This window comes from Enterobacter cloacae complex sp. HYC042_NIDB, assembly GCF_056673315.1.
Window position 1 is genome coordinate 3335421 of record NZ_CP109650.1, and the last position, 25122, is coordinate 3360542.

Annotated in this window: 23 protein-coding genes; 9 read left to right on the forward strand and 14 right to left on the reverse strand. The window is 56.0% G+C overall.

Annotated elements, in window-relative coordinates; translation table 11 throughout:
* Positions 1 to 10: 10 nt before the first annotated feature.
* Both osmF and bglX read right to left on the reverse strand, forming a co-directional pair.
* Positions 11 to 928, reverse strand: a complete 918-nt coding sequence (gene osmF, locus OKF39_RS15990) for a glycine betaine ABC transporter substrate-binding protein OsmF (protein WP_041909045.1) — start codon at positions 926 to 928, stop codon at positions 11 to 13.
* A gap of 146 nt (positions 929 to 1074) precedes the next feature.
* On the reverse strand, positions 1075 to 3372 hold the full coding sequence (gene bglX / locus OKF39_RS15995; protein WP_136343553.1) for a beta-glucosidase BglX: 2298 nt from the start codon (positions 3370 to 3372) through the stop codon (positions 1075 to 1077).
* A 189-nt stretch (positions 3373 to 3561) separates the two neighbouring features.
* Here bglX and dld point away from each other — a divergent pair, with 189 nt between their 5' ends.
* Both dld and OKF39_RS16005 read left to right on the forward strand, forming a co-directional pair.
* Positions 3562 to 5310 (forward strand): D-lactate dehydrogenase, encoded by a 1749-nt coding sequence (dld, locus tag OKF39_RS16000; RefSeq protein ID WP_136343554.1) that lies wholly within the window; start codon positions 3562 to 3564, stop codon positions 5308 to 5310.
* 112 nt (positions 5311 to 5422) lie between these two features.
* A complete protein-coding gene (locus OKF39_RS16005) occupies positions 5423 to 5977 on the forward strand; it encodes an N-acetyltransferase family protein (protein WP_479983142.1) in 555 nt (184 codons plus the stop codon).
* Between the two features lie 93 nt (positions 5978 to 6070).
* Here the strand turns inward: OKF39_RS16005 and pbpG are convergent, their stop codons facing one another.
* Together pbpG and OKF39_RS16015 are read right to left on the reverse strand one after the other, a co-directional pair.
* The gene (gene pbpG, locus OKF39_RS16010; protein WP_028013846.1) at positions 6071 to 6994 is read right to left on the reverse strand and encodes a D-alanyl-D-alanine endopeptidase; all 924 of its coding nucleotides are present in this window, start codon (positions 6992 to 6994) and stop codon (positions 6071 to 6073) included.
* 167 nt (positions 6995 to 7161) lie between these two features.
* The gene (locus OKF39_RS16015; protein WP_028013847.1) at positions 7162 to 7749 is read right to left on the reverse strand and encodes a Yip1 family protein; all 588 of its coding nucleotides are present in this window, start codon (positions 7747 to 7749) and stop codon (positions 7162 to 7164) included.
* A 157-nt stretch (positions 7750 to 7906) separates the two neighbouring features.
* Between OKF39_RS16015 and OKF39_RS16020 the strand changes: the two genes are divergently transcribed.
* Positions 7907 to 8479 carry a DedA family protein gene (locus OKF39_RS16020; protein ID WP_028013848.1) on the forward strand — a complete coding sequence of 191 codons (573 nt, stop codon included), beginning with the start codon at positions 7907 to 7909 and terminating at the stop codon, positions 8477 to 8479.
* A gap of 44 nt (positions 8480 to 8523) precedes the next feature.
* Here the strand turns inward: OKF39_RS16020 and OKF39_RS16025 are convergent, their stop codons facing one another.
* From OKF39_RS16025 to OKF39_RS16040, 4 genes are all read right to left on the reverse strand, one after another.
* Positions 8524 to 9288, reverse strand: a complete 765-nt coding sequence (locus tag OKF39_RS16025) for an SDR family oxidoreductase (RefSeq protein WP_192986591.1) — start codon at positions 9286 to 9288, stop codon at positions 8524 to 8526.
* Between the two features lie 50 nt (positions 9289 to 9338).
* A complete protein-coding gene (gene mdtQ / locus OKF39_RS16030; protein WP_193066392.1) occupies positions 9339 to 10757 on the reverse strand; it encodes a multidrug resistance outer membrane protein MdtQ in 1419 nt (472 codons plus the stop codon).
* A 152-nt stretch (positions 10758 to 10909) separates the two neighbouring features.
* Positions 10910 to 11842 carry a tRNA dihydrouridine(16) synthase DusC gene (dusC, locus tag OKF39_RS16035; RefSeq protein ID WP_047367958.1) on the reverse strand — a complete coding sequence of 311 codons (933 nt, stop codon included), beginning with the start codon at positions 11840 to 11842 and terminating at the stop codon, positions 10910 to 10912.
* 41 nt (positions 11843 to 11883) lie between these two features.
* Positions 11884 to 12681 (reverse strand): AraC family transcriptional regulator, encoded by a 798-nt coding sequence (locus OKF39_RS16040; RefSeq protein WP_045259735.1) that lies wholly within the window; start codon positions 12679 to 12681, stop codon positions 11884 to 11886.
* A gap of 59 nt (positions 12682 to 12740) precedes the next feature.
* Here OKF39_RS16040 and OKF39_RS16045 point away from each other — a divergent pair, with 59 nt between their 5' ends.
* From OKF39_RS16045 to OKF39_RS16070, 6 genes are all read left to right on the forward strand, one after another.
* Entirely contained in the window at positions 12741 to 13445 is a 705-nt protein-coding gene (locus OKF39_RS16045; protein ID WP_479983143.1) for a type 1 glutamine amidotransferase, read from the forward strand.
* Between the two features lie 190 nt (positions 13446 to 13635).
* The gene (locus OKF39_RS16050; protein ID WP_047363090.1) at positions 13636 to 14031 is read left to right on the forward strand and encodes a CidA/LrgA family protein; all 396 of its coding nucleotides are present in this window, start codon (positions 13636 to 13638) and stop codon (positions 14029 to 14031) included.
* Positions 14028 to 14723, forward strand: a complete 696-nt coding sequence (locus OKF39_RS16055; RefSeq protein ID WP_041909023.1) for a CidB/LrgB family autolysis modulator — start codon at positions 14028 to 14030, stop codon at positions 14721 to 14723. Before OKF39_RS16050 ends, OKF39_RS16055 begins: the two co-directional genes overlap by 4 nt.
* Before the next feature lie 129 nt (positions 14724 to 14852).
* A complete protein-coding gene (cdd, locus tag OKF39_RS16060) occupies positions 14853 to 15737 on the forward strand; it encodes a cytidine deaminase (protein ID WP_100169962.1) in 885 nt (294 codons plus the stop codon).
* A gap of 126 nt (positions 15738 to 15863) precedes the next feature.
* Positions 15864 to 16583 (forward strand): outer membrane permeability protein SanA, encoded by a 720-nt coding sequence (gene sanA / locus OKF39_RS16065; RefSeq protein WP_028013857.1) that lies wholly within the window; start codon positions 15864 to 15866, stop codon positions 16581 to 16583.
* 121 nt (positions 16584 to 16704) lie between these two features.
* Positions 16705 to 18093: a glutamine synthetase family protein gene (locus OKF39_RS16070; RefSeq protein WP_193541992.1), complete on the forward strand. Its 1389-nt coding sequence runs from the start codon at positions 16705 to 16707 to the stop codon at positions 18091 to 18093.
* Between the two features lie 49 nt (positions 18094 to 18142).
* On the opposite strand, the gene mglC is transcribed toward OKF39_RS16070, so the two are convergent.
* The 6 genes from mglC to folE form a co-directional block, all read right to left on the reverse strand.
* On the reverse strand, positions 18143 to 19153 hold the full coding sequence (mglC, locus tag OKF39_RS16075; RefSeq protein ID WP_013097952.1) for a galactose/methyl galactoside ABC transporter permease MglC: 1011 nt from the start codon (positions 19151 to 19153) through the stop codon (positions 18143 to 18145).
* Between the two features lie 15 nt (positions 19154 to 19168).
* On the reverse strand, positions 19169 to 20689 hold the full coding sequence (gene mglA, locus OKF39_RS16080) for a galactose/methyl galactoside ABC transporter ATP-binding protein MglA (protein ID WP_028013859.1): 1521 nt from the start codon (positions 20687 to 20689) through the stop codon (positions 19169 to 19171).
* Positions 20690 to 20768: 79 nt separating this feature from the next.
* On the reverse strand, positions 20769 to 21767 hold the full coding sequence (mglB, locus tag OKF39_RS16085) for a galactose/glucose ABC transporter substrate-binding protein MglB (RefSeq protein WP_008500923.1): 999 nt from the start codon (positions 21765 to 21767) through the stop codon (positions 20769 to 20771).
* Positions 21768 to 22061: 294 nt separating this feature from the next.
* Positions 22062 to 23084, reverse strand: coding sequence for an HTH-type transcriptional regulator GalS (galS, locus tag OKF39_RS16090; protein WP_048960194.1), 1023 nt, complete (start codon positions 23082 to 23084; stop codon positions 22062 to 22064).
* A 155-nt stretch (positions 23085 to 23239) separates the two neighbouring features.
* Positions 23240 to 24397, reverse strand: a complete 1158-nt coding sequence (gene yeiB, locus OKF39_RS16095; RefSeq protein WP_047367961.1) for a DUF418 domain-containing protein YeiB — start codon at positions 24395 to 24397, stop codon at positions 23240 to 23242.
* Positions 24398 to 24415: 18 nt separating this feature from the next.
* Complete coding sequence (folE, locus tag OKF39_RS16100) at positions 24416 to 25084, reverse strand: GTP cyclohydrolase I FolE (protein ID WP_023330924.1); 669 nt, start codon at positions 25082 to 25084, stop codon at positions 24416 to 24418.
* Positions 25085 to 25122 lie beyond the last annotated feature (38 nt).

Here is a 25122-nt window from a genome sequence, read left to right on the forward strand (position 1 = left end):
CCCTTTCCCGTTACTTCACAAGCCCTTGTTGTTTCAGGAAGTCGGCGGCCACTTTTTTGGCATCCAGTCCCTCGACGGCAATGCTGGCATTCAGCTGTTGCAGCGTTTTTTCATCCAGCTTTTCGAAGACCGGTTTGAGCCATTCAGCAATATCCGGGTAGGCTTTCAGCACCGCCTCACGCACAACCGGGGTTGGAGCGTAGATCGGCTGAACGCCTTTTGGATCGGTCAGGGTTTGCAGACCCAGCGCCGCGACCGGGCCGTCGGTGCCGTAGGCCATCGCCGCGTTAACGCCGGAGGTTTGCTGCGCCGCCGCCTTAATGGTTACCGCCGTATCTCCGCCCGCCAGCGAGAGCAGTTGCGCCTGGTCGAGCTTGAAATCGTACGCTTTTTCGAATGCAGGCAGCGCGTCAGGACGCTCGATAAACTCCGCGGACGCCGCGAGCTTGAAGTCGCCCTTCTCTTTCAGGTAGCGGCTGAGATCCGCAAGCGAGGTGAGCTTCCCTTTCTCCGCCACGTCCTTACGCACGGCGATAGTCCAGGTATTGTTGGCCGGGGCCGGGGTCAGCCAGACCAGCTTGTTCTGTTCCGCGTCGAGTTTTTTGACTTTTTCATAGCCAGCTTTGGCGTTTTTCCATGCTGGATCGTTCTCTTCTTTAAAGAAGAACGCGCCGTTGCCGGTATATTCAGGATAGATATCCAGCTCGCCGGAGGTAATCGCGCCGCGCACGACGGGCGTGGTGCCCAGCTGAACTTTATTGACGGTTTTCACGCCGTGGCTTTCCAGCACCTGGAGAATAATATTCCCGAGCAGCGCGCCCTCGGTATCGATCTTTGAGCCCACTTTTACCGGCTCCGCCGCCTGTAACGGCAGGCTTAGCGCCGCGAGTAGCGCCGCAGAAACTACCATCCCCGATTTAATCGTCATTCCGCTATCCTCATTTTTTTGCTGCCTTTTTCAGAGGCTTGAGAGAAAAGCGTAGCTTAAAACGGCGGATTTACCCGGCAAAATGCCTTTTTAGCATAAGGTAAGACGCATCCCCCGATGAACGGGGGATGCAAAGGAGGAAAAGGTTACAGCAGCTCGAACTCGCCTTTATTTACGCGGGCGGAATCCACCCCGATAAAGACGTTAAACTTGCCCGGTTCCGCATCATATTTCATCTGCTGGTTCCAGAACTTCAGCGCATCCACGTCAATCGGGAAGCTAATGGTTTTGGTTTCGCCAGGCTTGAGATTGACCTTCTCAAAGCCGCGCAGCTGCTTCACAGGACGGCTCATCGAGGCGGTGACATCCTGCACGTACATCTGAATCACCGTTGCCCCTTCACGCTTGCCGGTGTTGGTCACCTCGACGCTGGCGGTGACCTTGCCGTCACGCTTCAGGCTCGGCGCCGACATTTTCACCTCAGAGACCTTGAAGGTGGTGTAGCTCAGGCCATAACCAAACGGGTAGAGCGGGCCGTTAGCTTCGTCAAAGTAACGAGACGTGTATTTGTTCGGCTTGTCGGCGTTGTACGGGCGGCCGGTGTTCAGGTGGCTGTAGTAAACCGGGATCTGCCCGACGGAGCGCGGGAAGGACATCGGCAGCTTGCCCGACGGGTTGTAATCGCCAAACAATACGTCGGCGATGGCGTTACCGCCTTCGGTGCCGGCGAACCAGGTTTCCAGAATGGCGTCAGCCTGCTGGTCCTCTTTCACCAGCGCCAGCGGACGACCGTTCATCAGCACCAGCACCAGCGGCTTGCCGGTTGCTTTCAGGGCGGCGATCAGATCGCGCTGGCTCTGCGGGATGGTGATGTCAGTACGGCTGGAGGCTTCGTGCGCCATACCCTGCGCTTCCCCCACGACCGCGACAACGACGTCAGACTGCTTCGCCGCGTTGACCGCTTCGTCGATCATCTCCTTCGGCGTGCGCGGATCGACCTTCACCGCTTCCTCGTACTGGTTGAGGAAGGTGACGATGTCTTTATCGTCGGTGACGTTCGCCCCTTTGGCGTACACCACTTTGGCGTTTTCACCGACGGCGCTCTTGATACCGGTCAGGACGGTAACGGACTGATCGGCCACGCCCGCGGCGGACCAGCTGCCCATCACGTCGCGCTTGCTGTCAGCCAGCGGGCCGACCACAGCAATAGTGCCGGATTTTTTCAGCGGCAGCGTGTCAAGGCGGTTCTTCAGCAGCACCAGACTTTCGCGCGCCACTTCACGCGCCTCTTTACGGTGCAGGCGACTTTCGGCGTTGGTATCCGCCGGGTCAGAATCTTTCGGCCCCAGGTGGCTGTACGGATCGTTAAACAGCCCCATGTCATATTTCACGTTCAGCACGTGGCGCGCGGCATCGTCCAGCTCCGCCATCGTTACCTTGCCGCTCTTCACCAGCCCCGGCAGGTATTTGCTGTAGTACTCGTCGCTCATGCTCATGTTGATGCCGGACTTAAGCGCCACGCGCACCGCGTCTTCCGGATCGGACGCCGTGCCGTGCTTGATCAGCTCTTTAATCGCGCCGTGGTCGGAAACGGTGATGCCCTTAAAGCCCCACTGGTCGCGAAGGACGTCTTTCAGCAGCCAGGAATCGGAGGTCGCAGGCGTGCCGTTCAGCGAGTTCAGCGCCACCATCACCGCGCCGCTGCCCGCATCCAGCCCCGCCTTGTACGGCGGCATGTAGTCGTTAAACAGGCGCTGTGGGCTCATGTCGACGGTGTTGTACTCTTTACCGCCTTCCACGGCGCCGTAGGCCGCGAAGTGTTTAACGCTGGTCATCACCGAGTAGCGGTCCGCCGGGCTCTTGCCCTGCATCGCTTCCACCATGGTTTTGCCCATCGTGGCCGTTAAATAGGTGTCTTCACCGAAGCCTTCCGAGGCGCGGCCCCAGCGCGGATCGCGCGAGACGTCCACCATCGGTGCCCAGGTCATGTTCAGGCCGTCGTCCGCCGCTTCATAGGCCGACACGCGCCCGACGGTTTTCACCGTGTCGAGGTTAAACGAGGAGGCTAAGCCGAGGCTGATCGGGAAGACGGTGCGCTGGCCGTGCACCACGTCATAGGCGAAGAACAGCGGGATTTTCAGGCGGCTGAGCTGCATCACCTGATCCTGCATGGCGCGGATATCCTGGCGGGTGACGGTGTTAAAAATCGCGCCCACCTGGTTCTCTTTAATCATCTCGCGGATGGCCTCTTTCGGGTTATCCGGGCCAACGCTGATCAGACGCAGCTGGCCGATTTTTTCATCGACCGTCATCTTCTTAAGCAACTCCGTGACAAACGCGTCGCGGGCTTCAGGCGTGAGCGGGTGATTACCAAACAAATCCTCTGCCAGCGCAGGTTGCAGCGCCAGGCTGACGGCGACACCTACAGAACATAGCCATTTCATGTTGTTATTCTCTCTCATCAATAACCGTGGGAAGCACCCGGCCAGACCGTGCGAAAAGCGCAGTGTGCCATAAACCCTCTGAACGTTGCAGGGTTATTCTCTGATTTTTCTCGTGAATACTCGACCGCTGAACAGTTAATCGCGCTATGCTTTACAGCGAGAAATTTGCCCCACCACAAGGAGTGGAAGATGACTTCTGTTCGAACTGACGATAACAAAACATTTATTAACGAACTGTCGCGCCTGGTTGGCTCCTCTCACCTGCTTACCGACCCGGCCAAAACCGCCCGCTACCGTAAGGGTTTCCGCTCCGGCCAGGGTAACGCGCTGGCGGTGGTCTTCCCCGGCACGCTGCTGGAGCTGTGGCGCGTGCTGAGCGCCTGCGTTGCGGCGGACAAGATTATTTTAATGCAGGCGGCCAACACCGGCCTGACCGAAGGTTCCACGCCGAACGGCAACGATTACGATCGCGATATCGTGATTATCAGCACCCTGCGCCTCGACAAGCTGCACCTGCTGGACAAAGGCGAGCAGGTGCTCGCGTTCCCGGGCACCACGCTCTACTCGCTGGAAAAAGCGCTTAAGCCGCTGGGCCGCGAGCCGCACTCGGTGATCGGCTCCTCCTGCATTGGCGCCTCGGTGGTCGGTGGGATCTGCAATAACTCCGGCGGTTCGCTGGTCCAGCGCGGCCCGGCCTACACCGAAATGTCACTTTTTGCCCGCATTGATGAAAACGGCAAGCTGACGCTGGTGAACCACCTGGGCATCGATCTGGGCGTGACGCCGGAACAGATCCTCAGCAAGCTCGACGACGACCGCGTGAGGGACGAAGACGTGCAGCACGATGGTCGCCACGCGCACGACCATGATTACATCACCCGCGTGCGCGATATCGAGGCCGATACCCCGGCGCGCTACAACGCCGATCCGGATCGCCTGTTTGAATCGTCCGGCTGCGCGGGCAAGCTGGCGGTTTTTGCGGTGCGTCTCGACACCTTCCCGGCAGAGAAAAAGCAGCAGGTATTTTACATCGGCACCAATCAGCCTGAGGTCCTGACCGAAATTCGTCGCCATATTCTGGGCGAATTCACCCACCTGCCGGTGGCGGGCGAGTACATGCATCGGGATATTTACGACATCGCGGAGCGCTACGGGAAAGACACTTTCCTGATGATCGATAAGCTTGGCACCGACAAAATGCCGTTCTTCTTCACAATGAAGGGACGCACCGACGCGATGCTGGAGAAAGTGCCGCTGTTCAAGCCCCACTTTACCGACCGCTTTATGCAGAAGCTGGGCAACGTTTTCCCTGCGCATCTGCCAGAGCGAATGAAAACCTGGCGTGATAAGTACGAACATCACCTGCTGCTGAAAATGGCCGGGGACGGGATCGCCGAAGCGCAGAGCTGGCTGACCGAGTTCTTCAGGACGGCTGAGGGTGATTTCTTTGCCTGCACGCCGGAAGAAGGCAGCAAAGCCTTCCTGCACCGCTTCGCCGCGGCGGGTGCCGCTATCCGTTACCAGGCGGTGCATTCCGAAGAGGTGGAAGATATTCTGGCGCTGGATATCGCCCTGCGACGCAACGACACCGAATGGTTTGAGCATCTGCCGCCGGAAATCGACAGCAAGCTGGTGCATAAGCTCTATTACGGCCACTTTATGTGCTACGTCTTCCATCAGGACTACATCGTCAAAAAAGGGGTAGATGCTCACGAACTGAAGGAGCAGATGCTCGCCCTGCTGCGCGAGCGTGGCGCACAATATCCTGCGGAACACAACGTCGGGCATCTTTATAAAGCCCCTGACGCCCTTAAGCAGTTTTATCGCGAGAATGACCCTACAAACAGCATGAACCCCGGGATCGGGAAAACAACGCGGAAGAAATACTGGAAAGAGAGTGCAGACGCGGAGCAGCGCATAACGCAAGCGTCTGATTAAACCTTACAGCCAAATTTGAGAGATTGTTTCGCGCGCCTTAATCGTAATAGAGTAGCGGTCTGTCGCCGGAGAAATGTTTCTCCGGCATTCTATAACGAGGAGCAGGCGCATCATGTCGGCTGTTGATGTTTTATCCGAAACCGAACTGAAAGTGCGCGACGCCCTTCCCGATGATGTGCATGCCATCGCCGCCATCTATGCCTGGCATGTGCTTCACGGACGCGCGTCATTCGAAGAAGTCCCCCCCACCATCGACGAAATGCGTCAGCGCATGAAAAGCGTGGCCGAGAACGGTTTACCGTGGCTAATCGCGCTCTATCGCGGCATCGTGGTGGGCTATTGTTACGCCACCCCTTACCGACCGCGTCAGGCCTATCGCTATACTCTGGAAGAGTCGATTTACGTGGATGCCAGCATCACCGGACGCGGTTTTGGCACCGCATTAATGAACGCGCTGATCGCGCGCTGCGAGCAGGGCCCGTGGCGGCAGATGATTGCCGTTGTGGGAGATGGCAATAATAATTCCGGCTCGTTACGGCTGCATAAAAAACACGGCTTTGAGATTGTCGGTCAGCTTCGCAGCGTGGGGTATAAGAAAGGCGACTGGCGGGATACGGTGATAATGCAGCGCCCGCTCAATGACGGTGACTGGACGCTGCCGGAATAAACGTAAAACGGTAACCTGGGTTACCGTTTTTAGTGTTTTCTCCCTCTCCCGTGGGAGAGGGTCGGGGTGAGGGCATCAACGCGCAGAGGGGAATTAATCGTTTTGCGCCGTCGCCATCTGCTCCGCTTTCTGCTTTTTATAGGTCAATGCCGCAGCCGGAACGGGCTGCACTTTCCCGGTCTCAATCCAGGTCCGCAGGCGGCTCGCATCCGCGAAGTGGGTATATTTCCCGAAGGCATCCATCACCACCAGCGCCACCGGCTTACCGTTAAACACGGTGCGCATCACCAGGCAGTGGCCTGCCGCATTGGTAAACCCGGTTTTGGTTAACTGAATATTCCAGTTCTCGCGGTACACCAGATGGTTCGTGTTGCGAAACGGCAGCGTGTAAGACGGATTCGAGAATGTCGCCATGTCCTCACGCGTGGTGCTGAGCTGGCCGAGCAGCGGGTACTGCTTGCTGGCAATCAGCAGTTTCGTCAGATCGCGGGCCGTGGAGACGTTGTTAATCGACAGACCCGTCGGTTCAACAAAATGAGTATTGCTCATCCCCAGCGCTTTGGCTTTGGCGTTCATCGCGCGGATAAAGGCATCGTAACCGCCAGGATAGTGGTGCGCCAGACTTGCCGCCGCACGGTTTTCGGACGACATCAGCGCCAGCAGCAGCATATTTTTACGGCTGATTTCACTGTTCAGGCGCACGCGAGAGTAGATCCCTTTCATCTCCGGCGTGTGGCTGATATCCACTTTCAGCTTTTCGTCCAGCGGCAGGCGAGCATCAAGCACCACCATCGCGGTCATTAATTTGGTTATTGAGGCGATCGGGCGCACCAGGTCCGGGTGGCTGGCGTAAATCACCTTATTGGTATTGAGATCAACAATCATCGCGCTGCCGGACGCAATTTGCGGCTGAGCAGCAGCGGTGGTCACAGCGGGCGTTTTGGCGACAGCTGGCACGGCAGCGGACGCGCCCAGCAGCAGCGCCAGGCTAAGTAAGGAGACACGAAATTTCAGCATGGTGAGACTTCTGATAATTATTCACGCACGTAATGACGTACACCGCCTGTGTCGACGGATAAACACAGGCTGGCTTCGGCATCATAGCGGTCACCGTGCTTTGTCGCCAGCGGATAATCGTGAACAGATGCTGCATTGCTGGCATTTACGCCAGCAATGCAGTGAGCTTAGAAGAGACGGTATCCATAACCCCAGAGAATAACCGTCAGTGCCAGTAACACCTCCAGTACCAGCACCCCGATGGCAAGCGTGGAACCGGAGAAGCTCAGGCCCTCTTCTTTATTGATATTCAGGAAGGTTGGAACGCCCAGATAAAGCAGATAACCGGTGTAAAAGAGCGCAACAGTACCGATCAGCGCGCACAGCCAGACCAGTGGATAGAGCGCAACAATACCGCTTAAGAACAGCGGGGTCGCGACGTATCCGGCAAAGACCATACAGTGTGCCAGCGATGGGCGCTGTGGGTAGTTACGCGCCATCCAGTGAATGACGCGCCCCATGACCGCCACCCCTGCCAGCATCAGGCCATAAAAGAGAATGGCCAGATAAAGCCCGGTAAACCAGGAGAGCTGAACCACGGTACCGTCACCGAAGTTCCAGCCGATTTGTGTTGTGCCAATAAACGCGCATATTACCGGCACCGCGGCCATCAGCAGCACATGGTGGGTGTAATGATGCGAGACCGTTTCGTTCTCACTTTTGATGACATGCATTTCACGATCGGGATGGGAGAAAAGTCCCCAGACATGGTTCATAGCGCCCCCTTGTTGTCGGCCCGTCAGCGATACCTTAAGTATAATGCAGGCTTTAGATTATTTTATGTACAGTGGGAAATTTCCGTTGATTGCCGCGCGGTTGATTCATGAGGTATATGATTAAACGAGGTACGCAGAGGGAGATAACCGTTACGTAATGGATATTAATGCACTCATTGAACAATATGGATATGCCGCGCTGGTCATCGGCAGCGTGGCGGAAGGTGAAACCATCACGCTGCTGGGCGGCGTCGCCGCGCATCAGGGCTTACTGAAGTTTCCGCTGGTCGTCGCTGCGGTCGCGCTGGGCGGCATGATTGGCGATCAGCTGCTCTACTTCCTGGGGCTACGCTTTGGCCCGACGCTGCTCAAGCGTTTCGTTAAACACAAAAAGAAAATCAACCGCGCGCAGCGCCTGATCCAGCGTCACCCTTATCTGTTCGTCATAGGCACCCGCTTTATGTACGGCTTCAGGATTATCGGACCGATACTGATTGGTGCCAGCCGCCTGCCGCCAAAAATTTTCCTGCCGCTGAATATTGTTGGCGCGATAGCCTGGGCGCTGATCTTCACCACGCTTGGTTACGTGGGTGGCGAGGTGATTGGCCCGTGGCTGCATAACCTTGACCAACACCTGAAGCACTGGGCGTGGTTGATTCTGGTGGTTGTGGCGGTGATTGGGGTCAGGCTGTGGATGCGGCACAGAGAGAAGAAGCGGGATGAGGAGTGAGTCAGCCTGGTGCCCCTCACCCCTTTGGGGAGAGGGGAAACCTGTTACCCTTCCGGCTTAAACTGCGGGTTCGCCAGCATAAAGCCCCCGTCGACGATAAACGATTGCCCTGTGGTATAGCTGGCGTCGCTGTCACACAGCCACGCCACCAGGCTGGCGATTTCTTTGGTGTGGCCCGGCCTTGCCAGCGGGATTTCCGGCATTGACCCTTCCTTCACTTCGCTGTCGTCCATATCGTTCATCGGCGTGGCAATGGCCCCCGGCGCGACGGCGTTCACCAGAATCTTGTGCTTCACCAGCTCCATCGCCATCGATTTGGTTAAGCCACCGAGCGCATGTTTCGCAGCCGTGTAAGCGCTGGCATCAGGCAGCGGCGTGTGCTCATGCACCGAGGTGATGTTCACAATCCGCCCCCCTTTCCCCTGCTTCACCATCTGCCGTGCCGCAATCTGCGAGCAGAGAAACGCGCCGTCCACGTCGACGGTAAAAATGTTCCGCCAGTCGTCAAACGCCATCTCAAGAAATGGCGCTTTGGTCATCGCTCCGGCATTGTTAACCAGCACGTCCAGCCGGCCGAAACGTGCAATCAGCGTTTCAATGGCTTCAGCGCCGTCCGGGAGCGTGCTTAAATCAAGATGGATAGCCTCTGCACGCTGCCCACGCGCTTCAACTTCACGGCAAGTTTCCAGCGCCCCTTTTTCATCAGAATGCCAGGTGACGCCAATATCAAACCCGCGCTCTGCCAGCATCAGCGCCGTGGTTTTACCGATCCCGGAATCCGATGCGGTTACAATCGCTACTCTGTTCATACTCACCTCCTGAAAAACTGCAAAGAGGTAAGTATAGATAATGGCCCTGTTTAGCCATGATGATAGCCGCCGCCCAGCGCTGACGTCAGCTGCAGCGTGGCGTCGAGATACTGGCCTTTCAACATGACGCCTTCGAGATGCTCTTTCAGTGCCGGGATTCTGGCTTCGCTGACCCGCGAACCGGCAATAATACCTGCGCTAAAACGCGCCTGCGCCAGCGCCACCACGCGCGCCGCGTCTTTTTCGATCTGCTGCTGGTGACGATTTTTTGCCGTCAGGGTTTCAACTTCACTTGCCGTACGCGCCACCTGATTGACCGCCTCCACCACCGCTTTGTTGTAGTTCGCGACCGAGAGGTTATTCTGCGCCTGGGCGATATCCAGATTAGCGTTCAGCCTGCCGCTGTCGAAGATCGGCAGCGTCAGTCCGGCAGTCACGCCCATCTGCTGGGCTGAAGAGCGGAACAGATCGCTCAGGTGCAGGGCATCCTGCTGTAAGAACGCCATCAGGTTCACGTCAGGATAGAACGCCGCTCTGGCGGCTTCCACCTCGCTCATGGAGGCTTCGATATACCAATGCGCCTCCTGCAGATCCGGACGGCGTGCCAGCAGTTCATAGCCGAGCGTTGACGGTAGCGAGGCTTCTGCTGCAGGCAACGGGTGGCGCGTAAGGTGTGTCGCCGGGGTGCCGGTCAGCGCATCCAGACGCGCTTCAATGGCCTTCATTTTCCCCTTTACGTCGGCCAGCTGTTCATTAGTCTTACTGGCGTGTATATCGGTTTCGACGCCCTCCACCGAGGAGGTAATACCATGCTGATACAGTTCGCGATCGGCGTCGATAATATTTTCCTGCTCCTGTTTAATCCGGGTAAGAACTTCCCCTGCTTCGGCCTGGGTCTGCCACGCCCAGTAAAGGCGCGCAACGCTGGTTGAAAGCAGCTGGCGGGTCTGCTCCAGCTCCGCTTTTTGCGCATTCACTTTACCGATACGCGCTGCAATCCGGGCGCGGTTTTTTCCCCACAGATCGAGATCCCAGCCCGCCGTCAGGCCAAAGGTGCCGTTGGTATACCATGGGCCGGTGGTGCCCGCCGCCGGGTCGGTAAGGGCAAACGGCCCCATCAGCCCCTCTGCCGACATTTTTTGCCGTTCAACATCCGCTGAGAAATCCATTTGTGGGCCATCGGCTGCGATAGCGGCTCTGGCCTGCGCTTCGGCAAGCGTAATGCGCTGCCGGGCAATTTGCATATCGGGCGCATCCGCTATGGCTTTGGCAATAAGCGAATTTAACTGCGGGTCGTTATATTCTTTCCACCATTCATTTTTCGGCCAGTCCGCATGACGAAGTTGGGTATTAACGGACGCGACTGTCGTTTGCGTTTGAATTGGCGACACCGTGGAATGTTCCGGTGCGCAGGCAGCCAGCATAAAAACAAGGGGAGCACTCAGAGATAAAATAAGAAAACGTTTCATTACGCCATGCACTCAAAAAAATAAAGGCGCAACTTACGCTTGATGACGCGCTATTTTTTAGTAACGCGTGGCAATCCGCAAATTGTCATACACTTACATACTCGGCAAAATATTCACCAAGTGAATTATTTATTTTTAAATATAATTGCCGTTTATTTTGACTGTATAACTCGCGCAATATCAGCCGACGTTTGCAGCGTGCGGATCTCCTGAAATAATCCCAGCGCTTCGCTGTACTCTTTGCGTAAATAACTCAGCCACTGTTTAATTCGCGCGACGTGATACAAACCGGTGTCGCCCTGCTTTTCCAGACGGCTATATTTTTGCAGCAGCGTGACGACGTCTGCCCACGGCATCCGCGGCTCGTTATATTTCACCACCCGGCTGAGGTTCGGCACGTTCAGCGCGCCGCGGCCAATCATCACCGCATCGCAGCCGGTGGCTTTCAGGCACGCCTGCGCGCTCTCGTAATCCCAGATTTCGCCGTTGGCGATCACCGGAATAGTAAGTCGTTTGCGGATTTCACCAATCGCCTGCCAGTTAATGCGCTCGGCTTTGTAGCCGTCTTCTTTAGTGCGGCCATGCACCACCAGCTCGGTGGCCCCGGCCTGCTGCACCGCATCGGCAATTTCAAACTGTCGGGCGCCGCTGTCCCACCCCAGGCGCACCTTAACCGTCACCGGCAAATGCGAGGGCACGGCCTCACGCATGGCTTTCGCGCCGCGGTAAATCAGCTCAGGATCTTTCAGCAACGTCGCTCCGCCGCCGCTGCCGTTCACCAGCTTCGACGGACAGCCGCAGTTGAGATCCACCCCGTAAGAGCCAAGCGCTACCGCGCGGGCGGCATTTTCCGCCAGCCATTCAGGATACTGGCCGAGCAGCTGAATACGTACCAGCGTGCCGGAAGGGGTCCGGCTCTGGCGATGCAGTTCAGGGCAGAGACGATAGAATGACTTTTCTGGCAGCAACATATCGACCACGCGCAGGAACTCCGTCACGCAGAGATCGTAATCGTTCACCTCGGTCAGAAGCTCGCGCACGAGGGAGTCGAGCACGCCTTCCATTGGGGCCAGTAAAACACGCATAGCAGTACCTGTGAAAAAAGACGCGCTATAGTAGCCGCTCTCTATATCGCTGGGAAGCGCTTCTGTTCAGGCAGAAAATCACCCGGCGTTGCCCCAACAATAGCGCGAAACGCCGCCGCAAATGCCGCCGGGCCGGAAAACCCCAGCATCCAGGCCACCTGCTTAACCGGGTATCCGTTGGCGAGGAGATCCAGCGAGGCACAAATCCTTGCGCGCTGTCGCCAGGCCCGGAAGCTAAAGCCGGTATCGTTGATAAACGCACGTGAAAATGTGCGTTCAGACATCGCGGCCCGTTCCGCCAGCCTTTCCAGAGAGAGATCCCAGAGATTGTTGGCAATGATGTCACAGGCCACGCGATGTAAGCGCTCATCCACGGGCATCGGCAGTTCGGCAGAAATCTGCTGCGTCTCGCTGAGGATGTCGAGCAGCAAAACGGCCATGCTGCGCTGGCTTGCCGGCCGGTATTCCGCGCTGAACAGCCCGGCAATCAGCTCTTTGAACAACGCTGTGGCCATAATCACGTGAACCTCGTCTTTCCGCTTAAAAGGTTCGCATTGCGAAATCAGTGCCGGGCTAAACCAGACCGCGCGAAGCTCCGTTGCGGATAACACGCTGTAGGTATGCTCCTGAAAGGGAGGGATCCAAAGCGCGCGCTGCGGCGGTATGACCCAGCGTTTGCTGCCGGTTTCAACCAGCATAACCCCCTTAATGGCAAACAAAAGTTGTCCCTGCGAATGCTGGTGAGGCGGATCGACTTCGCCGCGCGTATAGCGAATTGCCCCTCTTGACCATCCGATAGCATCGTCGTGAATTGGCGTTTTATCGATAACGGTTGGCATTTCACATTCCCCCCTTCCTCTTATGATGCTGCTTGTACACGTAACCAGAGAGAGACGCAATGCACATCCATTTTATTATTCATGAACATTTCGAGGCGCCAGGCGCCTATGAAATCTGGGGGAAAAGTCGCGGCTGCAGTCTGAGCTACACCAGAGTGTATCAGGGCGAACCTTTACCTGAGGAACTGGGGGGCACAGACCTGCTTATCATCATGGGAGGCCCGCAATCCCCCGCCACCACGCTTGAGGAATGCCCCTGGTTTGATGCGCAGGCGGAAAAGGCACTCATCAGCCGCGCGATAGAGGCAGGTAAAACGGTGTTAGGCGTTTGTCTGGGCTCACAGCTTATCGGCGAAGCGCTGGGCGCAGCGTTTTGCCACAGCCCGGAAAAAGAGATCGGCAAATTTCCCGTCAGGCTCACAGATGCAGGCAAGGCGAACCCGCTGTTTGAGGACTTTGGCAGCGTGCTGAACGTCGGTCACTGGCATAACGATATGCCTGGGTTGACGCCGCAGGCTAAGGTTCTGGCTTACAGCGAGGGTTGTCCCCGCCAGATCGTGCAATACAGCGAACGGGTTTACGGTTTCCAGTGCCATATGGAGCTGACGCCGGAGGTGGTAGAGTTGCTGATTGAGCATTCGCAGAATGACCTCCGCCGTGCGGGTGAATTCCGTTTTGTCGAAACGGCGGAAAAACTCCGCTCGCATGATTATCGCGAAATGAACCAGGTGCTGTTTTCTTTTCTCGATAGACTGACCGCCTGACGCTGATGCCTTCTCTGGCGCGTGACTTCGCCAGCGCAATCCCTTTCCTCTAAACTGTAGCCTGCACCAGTAAGGTAATACCGGACGTTCCATTCCGGAATGTCTGGTATGCTCAAAATTCATGATGTGATCCGTGGCACATTTTTAGGTTTAATTGTATGATGAATGCGTTTCAGCAAGGACTATCACCATGAGCAAATCATTGAACATTATCTGGCAATATCTGCGCGCATTCGTCCTGATTTACGCCTGCCTGTATGCCGGCATTTTCATCGCGTCGCTGCTGCCCATCACCATTCCCGGCAGCATTATCGGTATGCTGATCCTCTTCGTTTTACTGGCGCTGCAAATTCTGCCTGCAAAGTGGGTCAATCCAGGCTGCTTCATTCTTATCCGCTACATGGCGCTGCTGTTCGTGCCTATCGGTGTGGGCGTCATGCAGTATTTTGATTTGCTCAAGGCGCAGTTCGGCCCGATTGTCGTTTCCTGCGCGGTCAGTACGCTGGTGGTTTTCCTGGTGGTGAGCTGGAGTTCTCATCTGGTACATGGAGAACGTAACGTGGTCGGGGAGAAAACAAAAAAATGATGGCTAATATCTGGTGGTCACTGCCGTTAACCCTGCTGGTATTCTTCGCCGCGCGCAAGCTTGCCGCACGATTTAAAATGCCCTTGCTGAACCCCCTGCTGGTGGCGATGGTGGTGATTATTCCCTTCCTGCTGCTCACCGGCATTCCTTATGAGCGTTACTTTGCAGGCAGCAAAATTTTAAACGACCTCCTGCAGCCCGCCGTTGTCGCGCTTGCCTTTCCTTTATACGAGCAGCTGCACCAGATCCGCGCACGGTGGAAGTCCATCATTACTATCTGTTTTGTGGGAAGCCTGGTGGCGATGATCACCGGCACGTCGGTGGCGCTGTTGATGGGGGCCTCCCCGCAAATTGCCGCCTCTATCCTGCCTAAATCAGTGACCACGCCTATCGCGATGGCGGTAGGCGGCAGCCTCGGCGGTATTCCAGCCATCAGCGCGATGTGCGTGATTTTCGTCGGTATTCTCGGCGCGGTGTTTGGCCACACTCTGCTGAACGGGATGCGTATTCACACCAAAGCAGCGCGCGGGCTGTCGATGGGCACCGCCTCGCACGCGCTGGGTACCGCCCGCTGCGCGGAGCTGGACTATCAGGAAGGGGCGTTTAGCTCGCTTGCGCTGGTGATCTGCGGGATTATCACCTCCCTGCTCGCCCCGTTCATTTTCCCGCTGATTCTGGCGGTGATGGGCTAAAATTTGCGATGCGTCGCGCAAATTTCATTTTGATTTCATAAGTTGCATACATAATGAGATGTGGATCACATATAAAGGCCTTGCGGCTCCGTAAACTACCGATCCATTAACCTTTATGAGGCAAACGCCATGCACCCACGTTTTCAAGCTGCCTTCGCTCAGCTTGCAGAGAATTTGCAGTCAGCCCTGGCTCCCATTCTGGCAGATGCACATTTCCCCGCCCTGCTGACGGCGGAGCAGGTCACGGTGCTTAAACAGGCAACCGGGCTGGATGAAGACGCGCTGGCTTTCGCACTGCTGCCCCTGGCTGCCGCCTGCGCCCGGGCCGATCTTTCCCACTTCAACGTCGGCGCCATCGCGCGCGGCGTCAGCGGAACCTGGTACTTCGGCGGGAACATGGAGTTCCTCGGCGCAACCATGCAGCAGACCGTTCACGCCGAGCAGAGCGCCATCAGCCACGCCTGGCTGCGCGGTGAGAAAGCCCTGAGCGCCATCACCGTAAACTATACCCCGTGCGGCCACTGCCGCCAGTTTATGAACGAGCTGAACAGCGGGCTGCAGCTGCGCATTAACCTGCCGGGCCGCGCGCCGCACACGCTGGGCGATTACCTGCCTGACGCCTTCGGCCCGAAAGATCTTGAGATTAAAACGCTGCTGATGGACGAGCAGGATCACGGTTTCGCCCTGTCCGGCGATGACCTGAACCAGGCGGCCATACGCGCGGCGAACAAGAGCCACACCCCGTACAGCAACTCCCCGAGCGGCGTGGCACTGCAGTGCCGCGATGGCCGTATCTTCACCGGCAGCTATGCGGAAAACGCCGCGTTTAACCCAACGCTGCCGCCGCTGCAGGGCGCACTCAACCTGCTGAGCCTGAACGGCTACGATTATCCGGACATTCAGCGTGCCGTTCTGGCCGAAAAGGCCGATGCGCCGCTGATTCAGTGGGATGCCACCGCCGCAACGCTCAAGGCGTTAGGCTGCACGACGATCGACCGCGTCCTGCTGGCGTAAACCTTCCGGCGGACAGAAATGTCCGCCACGTTGCTGAAAAACCCCTCAGTTGAGTCGCTGTTTCTTGCGCTAACCAGGCGGGTAAAGTAGCCTGAGTTAAATTTCATCCACGAACGAGCCATCTTCATGTTAAAGCGCGTTTTTTACAGCCTGTCTGTCCTGGTCGGCATACTGCTGTTTATCGTGCTGGGTCTCGACCGCTGGATGAGCTGGAAAACGGCCCCCTATATCTTTGATGACCTGCAGGACCTGCCCTATCGTCAGGTGGGCGTGGTGCTCGGCACCGCCAAGTATTACCGCACAGGGGTGATCAACCAGTATTACCGCTACCGTATTCAGGGCGCGCTGAACGCCTACAACAGCGGCAAGGTAAACTACCTGCTGCTGAGCGGCGATAACGCGCTGCAAAGCTATAACGAGCCGGTGACGATGCGGAAGGATTTGATTGCCGCAGGCGTGGACCCTGCCGATATCGTGCTCGACTACGCCGGGTTCCGCACCCTGGACTCCATCGTGCGCACGCGCAAAGTCTTCGATACCAACGACTTCATCATCATCACCCAGCGCTTCCACTGCGAGCGCGCGCTGTTTATCGCCCTGCACATGGGCATTCAGGCCCAGTGCTACGCGGTGCCGTCGCCGAAAGATATGCTGAGCGTGCGCGTCCGCGAGTTTGGTGCCCGCTTTGGCGCCCTGGCCGATCTGTATATCTTCAAACGCGAACCGCGCTTTTTAGGCCCTCTGGTGCCCATTCCGGCGATGCACGAAGTGCCGGAAGACGCGCAGGGTTACCCGGCGGTGACGCCGGAGCAGCTGCTGGATATGCAGAAAAAAGAGAAAAAGTAGGCCTGCCTTTATACTTTCTTTACGCCGGCACTGACGCTTTTTATCCCCCCTTTACGCCAGCTCTTTTAACCTGAGTTCACTGCCGCTACGGCTTCATTGAAGAATGACTATGAACTCGATAATGAATGCGTTTTTCCTCAAAAGTCTTCGCCCGTATTTTAATTTCCCCGGTTTATCACTCCCCGGTGCACTTAATTCTGGTCTCTGGCTGGATGAAAAAATTGACGCCCTGCAGCACAATATTGCCGTGGAAGTGGCCGACTATCTGGAACGCTACCCGCAGACGAAACACGTTGACGTTTACCTGAACGATATCAACGGCACGATGCGCGGCAAGCGCCTCACGGTGGAGAGCATGCTGAGTCTGGAAAAAGGCTGTTATTTTCCGCTTTCCGTCTACTCCATGGATCAGAAGGGAAAAATCGCCGCCCCGCTTTATGATGAACCCGACCGGCTGTGCGTCCCGGTCGCCGGTTCTCTGCGTCCCTGTCCGCAGGATCCGGAGCATACCGCGCAGATCCTGTTGACGATGAAGGACAGCGACGGTAACCCCTGCCCTCTTGAGCCACGCGCGATACTGCAGAACGTCGTGGCCCGCTTCCACCAGCACGGCCTTTTCCCGGTCATTGCCCCGGAAATCGAGTTTTACCTGACGGGACAGGGCGAGCGCGATCCGCAAAATCAGGGCTGTTTTCACATGGACACCTCGTCGGCGCACGCGGCGCTTTTTGACGAGCTGGAACAGCTGGCGCACCTTCAGCGCATTCCGCTGTCAGGGGTGGTAGCGGAAGCCGAGTCCGGACAGTACGAATTAAACCTGAAGCACAGCCAGCGCGTCGTAGAGGTCTGTGATAACGTGCTGGCCCTGCGCCGCCTGACCCGCTATGTCGCTGAAAAGCACGGTCTTCAGGCTAACTTTATGGCTAAGCCCTTCAGCCAGCTCTCCGGCAGCGGTTTGCACATCCATTTCAGCCTGAACAACAGCCGTGGCGAGAACGTTTTTGCCTCGCCGGTGAACGCACTGAGCAGCATGATGCGCTTGTGCATCGCGGGCCAGCTGGCGCTGATGCCCGCCTCCGTCGCCATTCTTGCGCCGGGGGTCAACGCGTTTCGTCGCCTGCGAAAAAACCTGACGGAACCCGTCTTTAACTCATGGGGCTATAACACCCGCTCCGCTGCCCTGCGCATTCCCTGCTCGGAAGAGAGCAACCGTCGTATCGAGTACCGACTGGCCGGAGCCGATGCGAATCCGTATCTGGTGGCGGCCACAATCCTGACCGGCATGCTGTACGGACTGGAACATATCGACGAGGGGGAACTCCCGGAACCACAGCAGGACCAACCGGAACTCCCGCTGTTCCAGCAGGAGGCAATTGAGGCCTTCGCCCGCTGTCAGTATCTCACCGACAGCCTGGGCGACGCCTTTTCCGAACAGTGGGTCGCCTGCAAGCTTTCTGAACTCGAGTGGTTTGAGCGCATTGTGACGCAAGAAGAGTCCCATCTGGCATAGGCCATAAAAAAGCCCGCTCGGTGAGCGGGCCGGGTATCGCGAGTGACGATTACTTCTTACGGGCGTACTTCAGTGAATCCAGCGCCACCGCGAAGATAATGATGGCGCCCTTGATGATGTACTGCCAGTACGGGTTCACGCCGATGTAGGTCAACCCGTAGTTGATGACGGTAAAGATGATCACACCGGTGACCACGCCGAGCACGGTACCCACCCCGCCGCTGAAGGAGACGCCGCCGACCACGCAGGCCGCAATCGCATCCAGCTCGTACATGAAGCCAAGGTTGTTCGTTGCGGAGCCGATACGGCCTGCTTCCAGCATCCCGCCGAAGGCGTAGAACACACCGGACAGCGCGTAAATCATCAGCAGGTTCAGGGCAACGTTTACCCCGGACACTTTCGCCGCTTCCGGGTTACCACCGATAGCGAAGATGTTTTTACCGAAGCGCGTTTTGTTCCACAGGATCCAGACGAACGCCACCGCAATCAGCGCATAGAAGGTAATGTACGACAGGCGGAAGCTGCCCAGCGCGATAAACCCCTGCGTGAAGGTGGAGAAGCCGCTGTCAAAGCCCGAAATCGGCGACGCGCCCACAAAGTCGTAGTACAGGGAGTTGATACCGTAAACGATGATCATCGTACCCAGCGTAGTGATAAATGGCGTCACGTTCAGGTAAGCAATGATAATACCGTTGATCAGGCCAATCACCGCCCCGATGGCGCAGACAATCAGGATCACCACGAAAATCGGCATAGTCGCCATCTCCGGGAATACCTTGTTGGCGTTTTCCATCGACTGCAGCAGGGTTGCCGCAATAACCGCCGCCAGGCCGACCTGACGACCGGCAGAAAGGTCCGTCCCCTGGGTGACGATAAGGCCCGCCACGCCAAGCGCAATGATGATACGCACGGAGGACTGGGTCAGAATATTACTCAGGTTCAGCAGGCTTAAGAACGTAGGGTCCTGGAAAATAATAATGGCCAGCAGGACTAAAAGAACAACGTAAATACCGCCTTCTTTCAGGTAAGTGAGAAAACTTTTTTTATTTAACGCACTCATGAGGAGCCCCTGATCTTAAAGGTGCAAAGACGCAAGACGCAAAATTTCGTTTTGCGTTGTCGTTTTGGTGTCAACAATACCGGCAACGAGACCATTGCTCATAACCAGAATACGGTCCGTGATCCCTAACAGTTCCGGCATTTCGGAAGAAATAATAATGATCCCTTTATTCTTTTTCGCCAGCTCGGCAATCAGCTGATAAATTTCAAACTTCGCGCCGACGTCAATACCGCGGGTCGGTTCATCCAGCATCAGAATTTCTGGCTGGGTTAATAACCAACGGCCAATAATAACTTTTTGCTGGTTACCACCGGAAAGCGAACCAATTTGGGTACGGTGGCCTGGCGTTTTCACGCGCATGGAGTCAATTACCCACTGGGTATCGCTCTTCATGCGGGAGTTATCCAGCAGCCCGACTTTGTTTTTGTAATTGCGAATATTAGAGATTAACGAGTTAAAGTTAATATCCAGATAAGCATAAATACCGGTCGAACGACGTTCTTCCGTCACCAGCGCAAAACCGTTATTAATGGCTTCGTTGGCATTATGGTTGTTAATTTTCTTCCCGTGCAGCGTGATGGTGCCGTCGGCCTTCTCGCGGATGCCAAACAGGGTTTCCACGATGTCGGTACGCTTTGCCCCTACCAGGCCAGCAATGCCAAGAATTTCGCCTTTGTGAAGGTCGAAAGAAACATCGCGGATGGACGGCTGGCGCAGCGAGGTCAGATTGCGCACTTCCAGGATTACTTCACCTGGCTTGTTCTCTTTGTCCGGGAAGCGCTGGTTCAGGGAACGGCCGACCATCATGGCGATGATCTTGTCCATGTCCAGCCCTTCAAGCGGCTGCGTGGCAATCCACTGGCCGTCGCGCAGGATGGTAATTTCATCGCACAGCTGGAAGATCTCTTCCATTTTGTGCGAGATGTACACAATGCCGCAGCCGCGTTCTTTCAGCTTACGAATAATGGTAAAAAGGTGATTAACCTCTTTTTCCGTTAATGACGAGGTAGGTTCATCCATGATGACGATTTTCGCATCATAGGAGAACGCTTTGGCAATTTCGATCATCTGCATCTGGGAAACGGATAATGTCCCCACGCGGGCGCGAGGATCGATATCAATATCCAGCTCATCGAAAATCGCTTTGGTGTCGCGATACATTTTATCCTGATCGACAAACACACCTTTAGTTGGGTAACGTCCCAACCACATGTTATCCATTACCGAGCGTTGCAGTACCAGGTTTAATTCCTGGTGAACCATCGAGATACCGTTTTCCAGCGCTTCTTTCGCTGAATGGAAATCGATCTCTTTCCCCTGAAAAAGAATGCTGCCAGAATCTTTTTGATAGATCCCAAAAAGACATTTTAATAACGTTGATTTACCCGCACCGTTCTCCCCCATTAATGCATGAATAGAGTGAGGACGGACTTTTAAATTAACATTATCGAGTGCCTTAACACCGGGGAAGGACTTGTTGACGCCTGTCATTTCCAACAAGTATTCACCGGACGACTGAGTAGTTGTGCTGACCATAATTATACCTTGTTGGCCTCGCATATCGCGTTATAAAAGGGCGCAACGAATTGCGCCCAGTGAAGACAAAACAAAGATCTTATTTACCGATAAACTCAGCCAGGTTGGACTGGTCTACGCCCACGTAAGGCACGCGAACGATTTTGTTGTCAATTTTCCAGTTGGTGCCATCCGCCGCGCCTTTTCCGTCGGCGAGGTTTTTCGCCAGATCGAAGGTCGCTTTCGCCTGGTTGTTGGCATCGTTCAGAACGGTACCGGCCATCGCGCCAGATTTAACCAGCGCCAGCGCTTCCGGCAGGGCATCCACGCCAAATACCGGGATGGACGATTTATTGTGAGCTTTCAGCGCTTCAACCGCGCCCATTGCCATCGCATCGTTGTTGGCAATGACCACTTCGATTTTGTTCGCGTTCGGGCCAGACAGCCACGCGTCCATCTTATCTTTCGCCTGAGCGGTGTCCCACATCGCGGTATCTAACGCCAGCTGCTGGGTTTTCAGGCCCTTGTCGTTCAGCTCTTTGATAACATAGGTGGTACGCGCTTCAGCATCCGGGTGGCCAGGCTCGCCTTTCAGCAGCACGAACTGGATCTGACCGTCTTTGTTCAGGTCCCAGTTCGGGTTCGCCGCCCAGTGCTTCGCGATCAGATCGCCCTGAATAATGCCGGACTCTTTAGAGTCAGTACCGACGTAATACGCTTTGTCATAGCTGTCCAGCGCTTTACGGGAAGGTTCTTTGTTGAAGAAGACGATTGGCACGTTCTGGCCGCGCGCTTTCTCAATAACCGTGCCTGCTGCAGCCGGGTCAACCAGGTTGATCGCCAGGGCCTTAACGCCTTTAGCCAGCAGAACGTCGATCTGATCGTTCTGTTTGGACTGGTCGTTCTGGGAGTCATTCATCAGCAGCTGTACGTCTGGCGCTGCTTTCGCATCTTTCTCAATTGCTTTACGCACAACAGACATGAAGTTGTCGTCGTATTTATAGATGGTCACACCAATACGGGTATCCGCAGCGTGCGCTGCTGCACCAAAAAGCATGCTTGCCATTACAGCAGACAGGGTCAACACCTTCTTATTCATGGTATCTCCGGTTTTTTTATGCAGGGTAGTTCTTGTGAATAACGATCGGCAGGCAGGTGTTAATAAAACGTTACTGACAGCCGACGTTCACTTATAAAATTTCTATCTTCCGTGGTCGGTAACGCTCCAGAAATGCGTTTTATTCGTTGTTTGCGGCACATTGGCTATAGTGAAAGCGAATAATCACCGTTACATAGCGTTTCAGCCCCTAAAACGCTGACATCATAGTCAGCGCCTTGTTAAGATACTGTGAATTTACTCACAGATTGAAAACGGTTACATCACCTGGTGTAATCAGTTAGTGATCGGAACCACAATTTGCCGGGCGGCGACGGAATGACGACGCACCAGCGTCGGCATGAAGCAGTGAGTTGCCCCCGGATCCAGCAGCCCTGCCGCTCCCTGTAGCGCCAGCTCGGTCGCCAGTTTTGCCATAGAAGCAATGGGATAGCGCACCGTAGTCAGCTGCGGGTCGGTGTAACGGGCAATCGGAATATCATCGAAACCAATCAATGACAAATGCTGTGGCACCGCAATGCCGTTATCCTTCAGCGCAGTCAGCGCACCTGCCGCCATGCTGTCGTTATAGGCAAACACGGCAGAAAGCTGCAGATTGCGGCCCAGCAGTTCCACCATTGCCGCCTCACCGCCCTGCATATCCGGCGTGCCGGTGCCAATCCAGCTTTCTGATGGCGTAATACCGTGCTCTTTCAGGGCGTTTTGCCACCCCTCACGCCGCAGCTCGTCATCTTCAATGTGATGGCTGGAGGCCAGATAGCCGATCCGCTGATGGCCGTTATTGATGAGCATTTTGGTGGCCATCATGGCGCCGCTGACGTTATCCAGCCCGACACAGCGGTGGGCATAGCCCGGGACGATGCGGTTGATTAACACCATGCCCGGGATCTGCTCCATAAACCCGACCAGCTCTTCATCGCTTAAGGCTTTTGAGTGAACAATCAGGGCGTTGCAGCGCTGGCGGATCAGCACTTCAATGGCATAACGCTCCTTTTCCGCCTCGTGATAGCTGTTGCCAATCAGCACGTATTTCTGATGCTGCTGGGCGACCACATCGACCGCTTTCACCAGCGCACCGAAAAAGGCGTCCGAGACATCCATTACCACCACGCCGATGGTATCGCTGACCTGTGTTGCCAGCGCCTGCGCGTTGGCATTTGGCCGGTACCCGAGTTGAGTCACGGCTTTCATTACGGTTTCACGGGTTTCAGGGCTGACCAGCGCGCTGTTGTTCAGCACGCGGGAGACGGTAGCCACAGAAACGCCCGCCAGACGGGCGACGTCACGAATGGTGATCATATTCACCATCCTTCAAAGAATTGCAGCAACTCACAGACACCCCCTGTGTTTAGCAAGGTGGCTATTTTGGCAGCGAGAGAAAGGGGACTACGTGAAGAAGCTCACACTCATGAAAACGCTTACATCCGTTTTGTTAATGATTGTGATCCAGATCGTTATCTGGATGTATTACTCAATGATACCCCCGAAGCATGTGCGGTTAACTGACGCCACACCCACTCCAGCGGTCCCTGGCGGAAATAACGCAGCCAGATGACAGAAAACGCCAGGTTTACTATCCAGACCGGAATAACAAACGCCAGTAGTCCGAGGCGGTCGAATTTCATAAACAGGCCAAAGCGATAGAAAAGCGTGGTGCAGATCAGCGTCTGCAGGAGGTAATTGCTTAACGCCATCCGCCCAACGCAGGCTACGGCGCTGACGATCCACAGGCGAGAAAGCTGCGGCCAGAAACCATAGATCAGCGCCGCATAGCCGATGGTCTGGAACGGCGAGCTCAATTCACGCGGCGCCTGCAGCAGGAACGCGCACCAGCGGTAATCCCAGTGAAGGTGCCACTGCGCCATCACCGCCGGAAGGTTAATCAGCACGCCCAGCAGGACCAGCCCCGCGCCGGTGCGGCGGTAGTGACGCAGGCTGAATTCCCCTTTCAGCCAGCCGGTGCGCATCAGTGACGCGCCCATCAGCATCATGCCCGCCAGCTGCCAGCCGTATTGCGCCCCCAGGGCAAGCAGATTGTCGCCCAGCATATCCGCACGGTTGCTTATCGCTTCCGTACCGCCCTTCAGCTTCCAGTACTGCTCGTACTGGAGGTTAGCGGCGTCCGGGATCCAGGAACGGTTTGTCGCGTCACCGGAGATCAGCCCCAGCAAAAGCAGGACGCCGAGCCCCATGAGATAGAGCATCACGCCGGTGTTAAACAGGCTTTTCACGCTGTGCGCGTCGCGAATCAGCCGCCAGCAGATTAGCCCGACTAACCCATAAGCGAGAAGAATATCACCGTCCCAGAAGAACAGGCCGTGGATAAAGCCGAGAATTGCCAGCAGCGTTAAGCGCGACTGGATCCAGCGCGTGCCGCGTTTGAGCAGAAGCTGCAGGCCCGCGCCAAACAGCAGTGCAAATAGCGTGAGGAATTTAACCTGAGCAAACAGGTCGAGGATCGCCCACGTCCAGGCATCACTGCGGGTGATGTCGCCGTACCAGGCGGGATTGAGGTAAGCGGCCTTCGGCAGACCGAAGGCGCTGATATTCAGCAGCAGGATACCCAGAATGGCGACGCCGCGAACAAAATCGAGCGTGACGTTTCGCTCCATGGTCCCTGCCCTGTTTGATTAGTTGTGGTGACGCACGGCGCGCAGGAACTCCTGGCGGGTGTTCTGGCTCGATTTAAACAGGCCGCCCAGCGAGGTGGTGGTGGTCGCACTGGTCGCATCACGCACGCCGCGCGCTTTCACGCAGTAGTGCACCGCATCAATAGAGACCGCCACGTTATTGGTACCCAGCAGCGTTTGCAGCGCGATCAGGATCTGCTGCGTCAGACGCTCCTGCACCTGAGGGCGCTGTGCGAAGAACTGCACAATACGGTTGATCTTCGACAGGCCAATCACCGTGTCTTTCGGGATATACGCCACGGTCGCTTTACCGTCGATGGTCACGAAATGGTGCTCGCAGGTGCTGGTCAGGGTGATATCTCGTACCGTCACCATCTCATCCACCTTCATCTTGTTTTCGATGACGGTAATTTTCGGGAAGTTGGCGTAATCCAGTCCGGAGAAAATTTCGTCAACGTACATTTTCGCGATACGCTTGGGCGTCTCCATCAGGCTGTCATCGCTCAGATCGAGATTCAGCAGTTGCATGATCTCGGTCATATGCCCGGAAATCAGACTTTTACGGGTTTCATTGTCCATATCCTGAACGGGCGGACGCAGTGGCGTTTCAAGACCGCGCGCGAGCAGGGCTTCGTGGACCAGGGCAGCTTCTTTACTGAGTGATGACATTTTGTTCTCCTGCAGGTGTGGCGTCTTTCGCCCTCGTT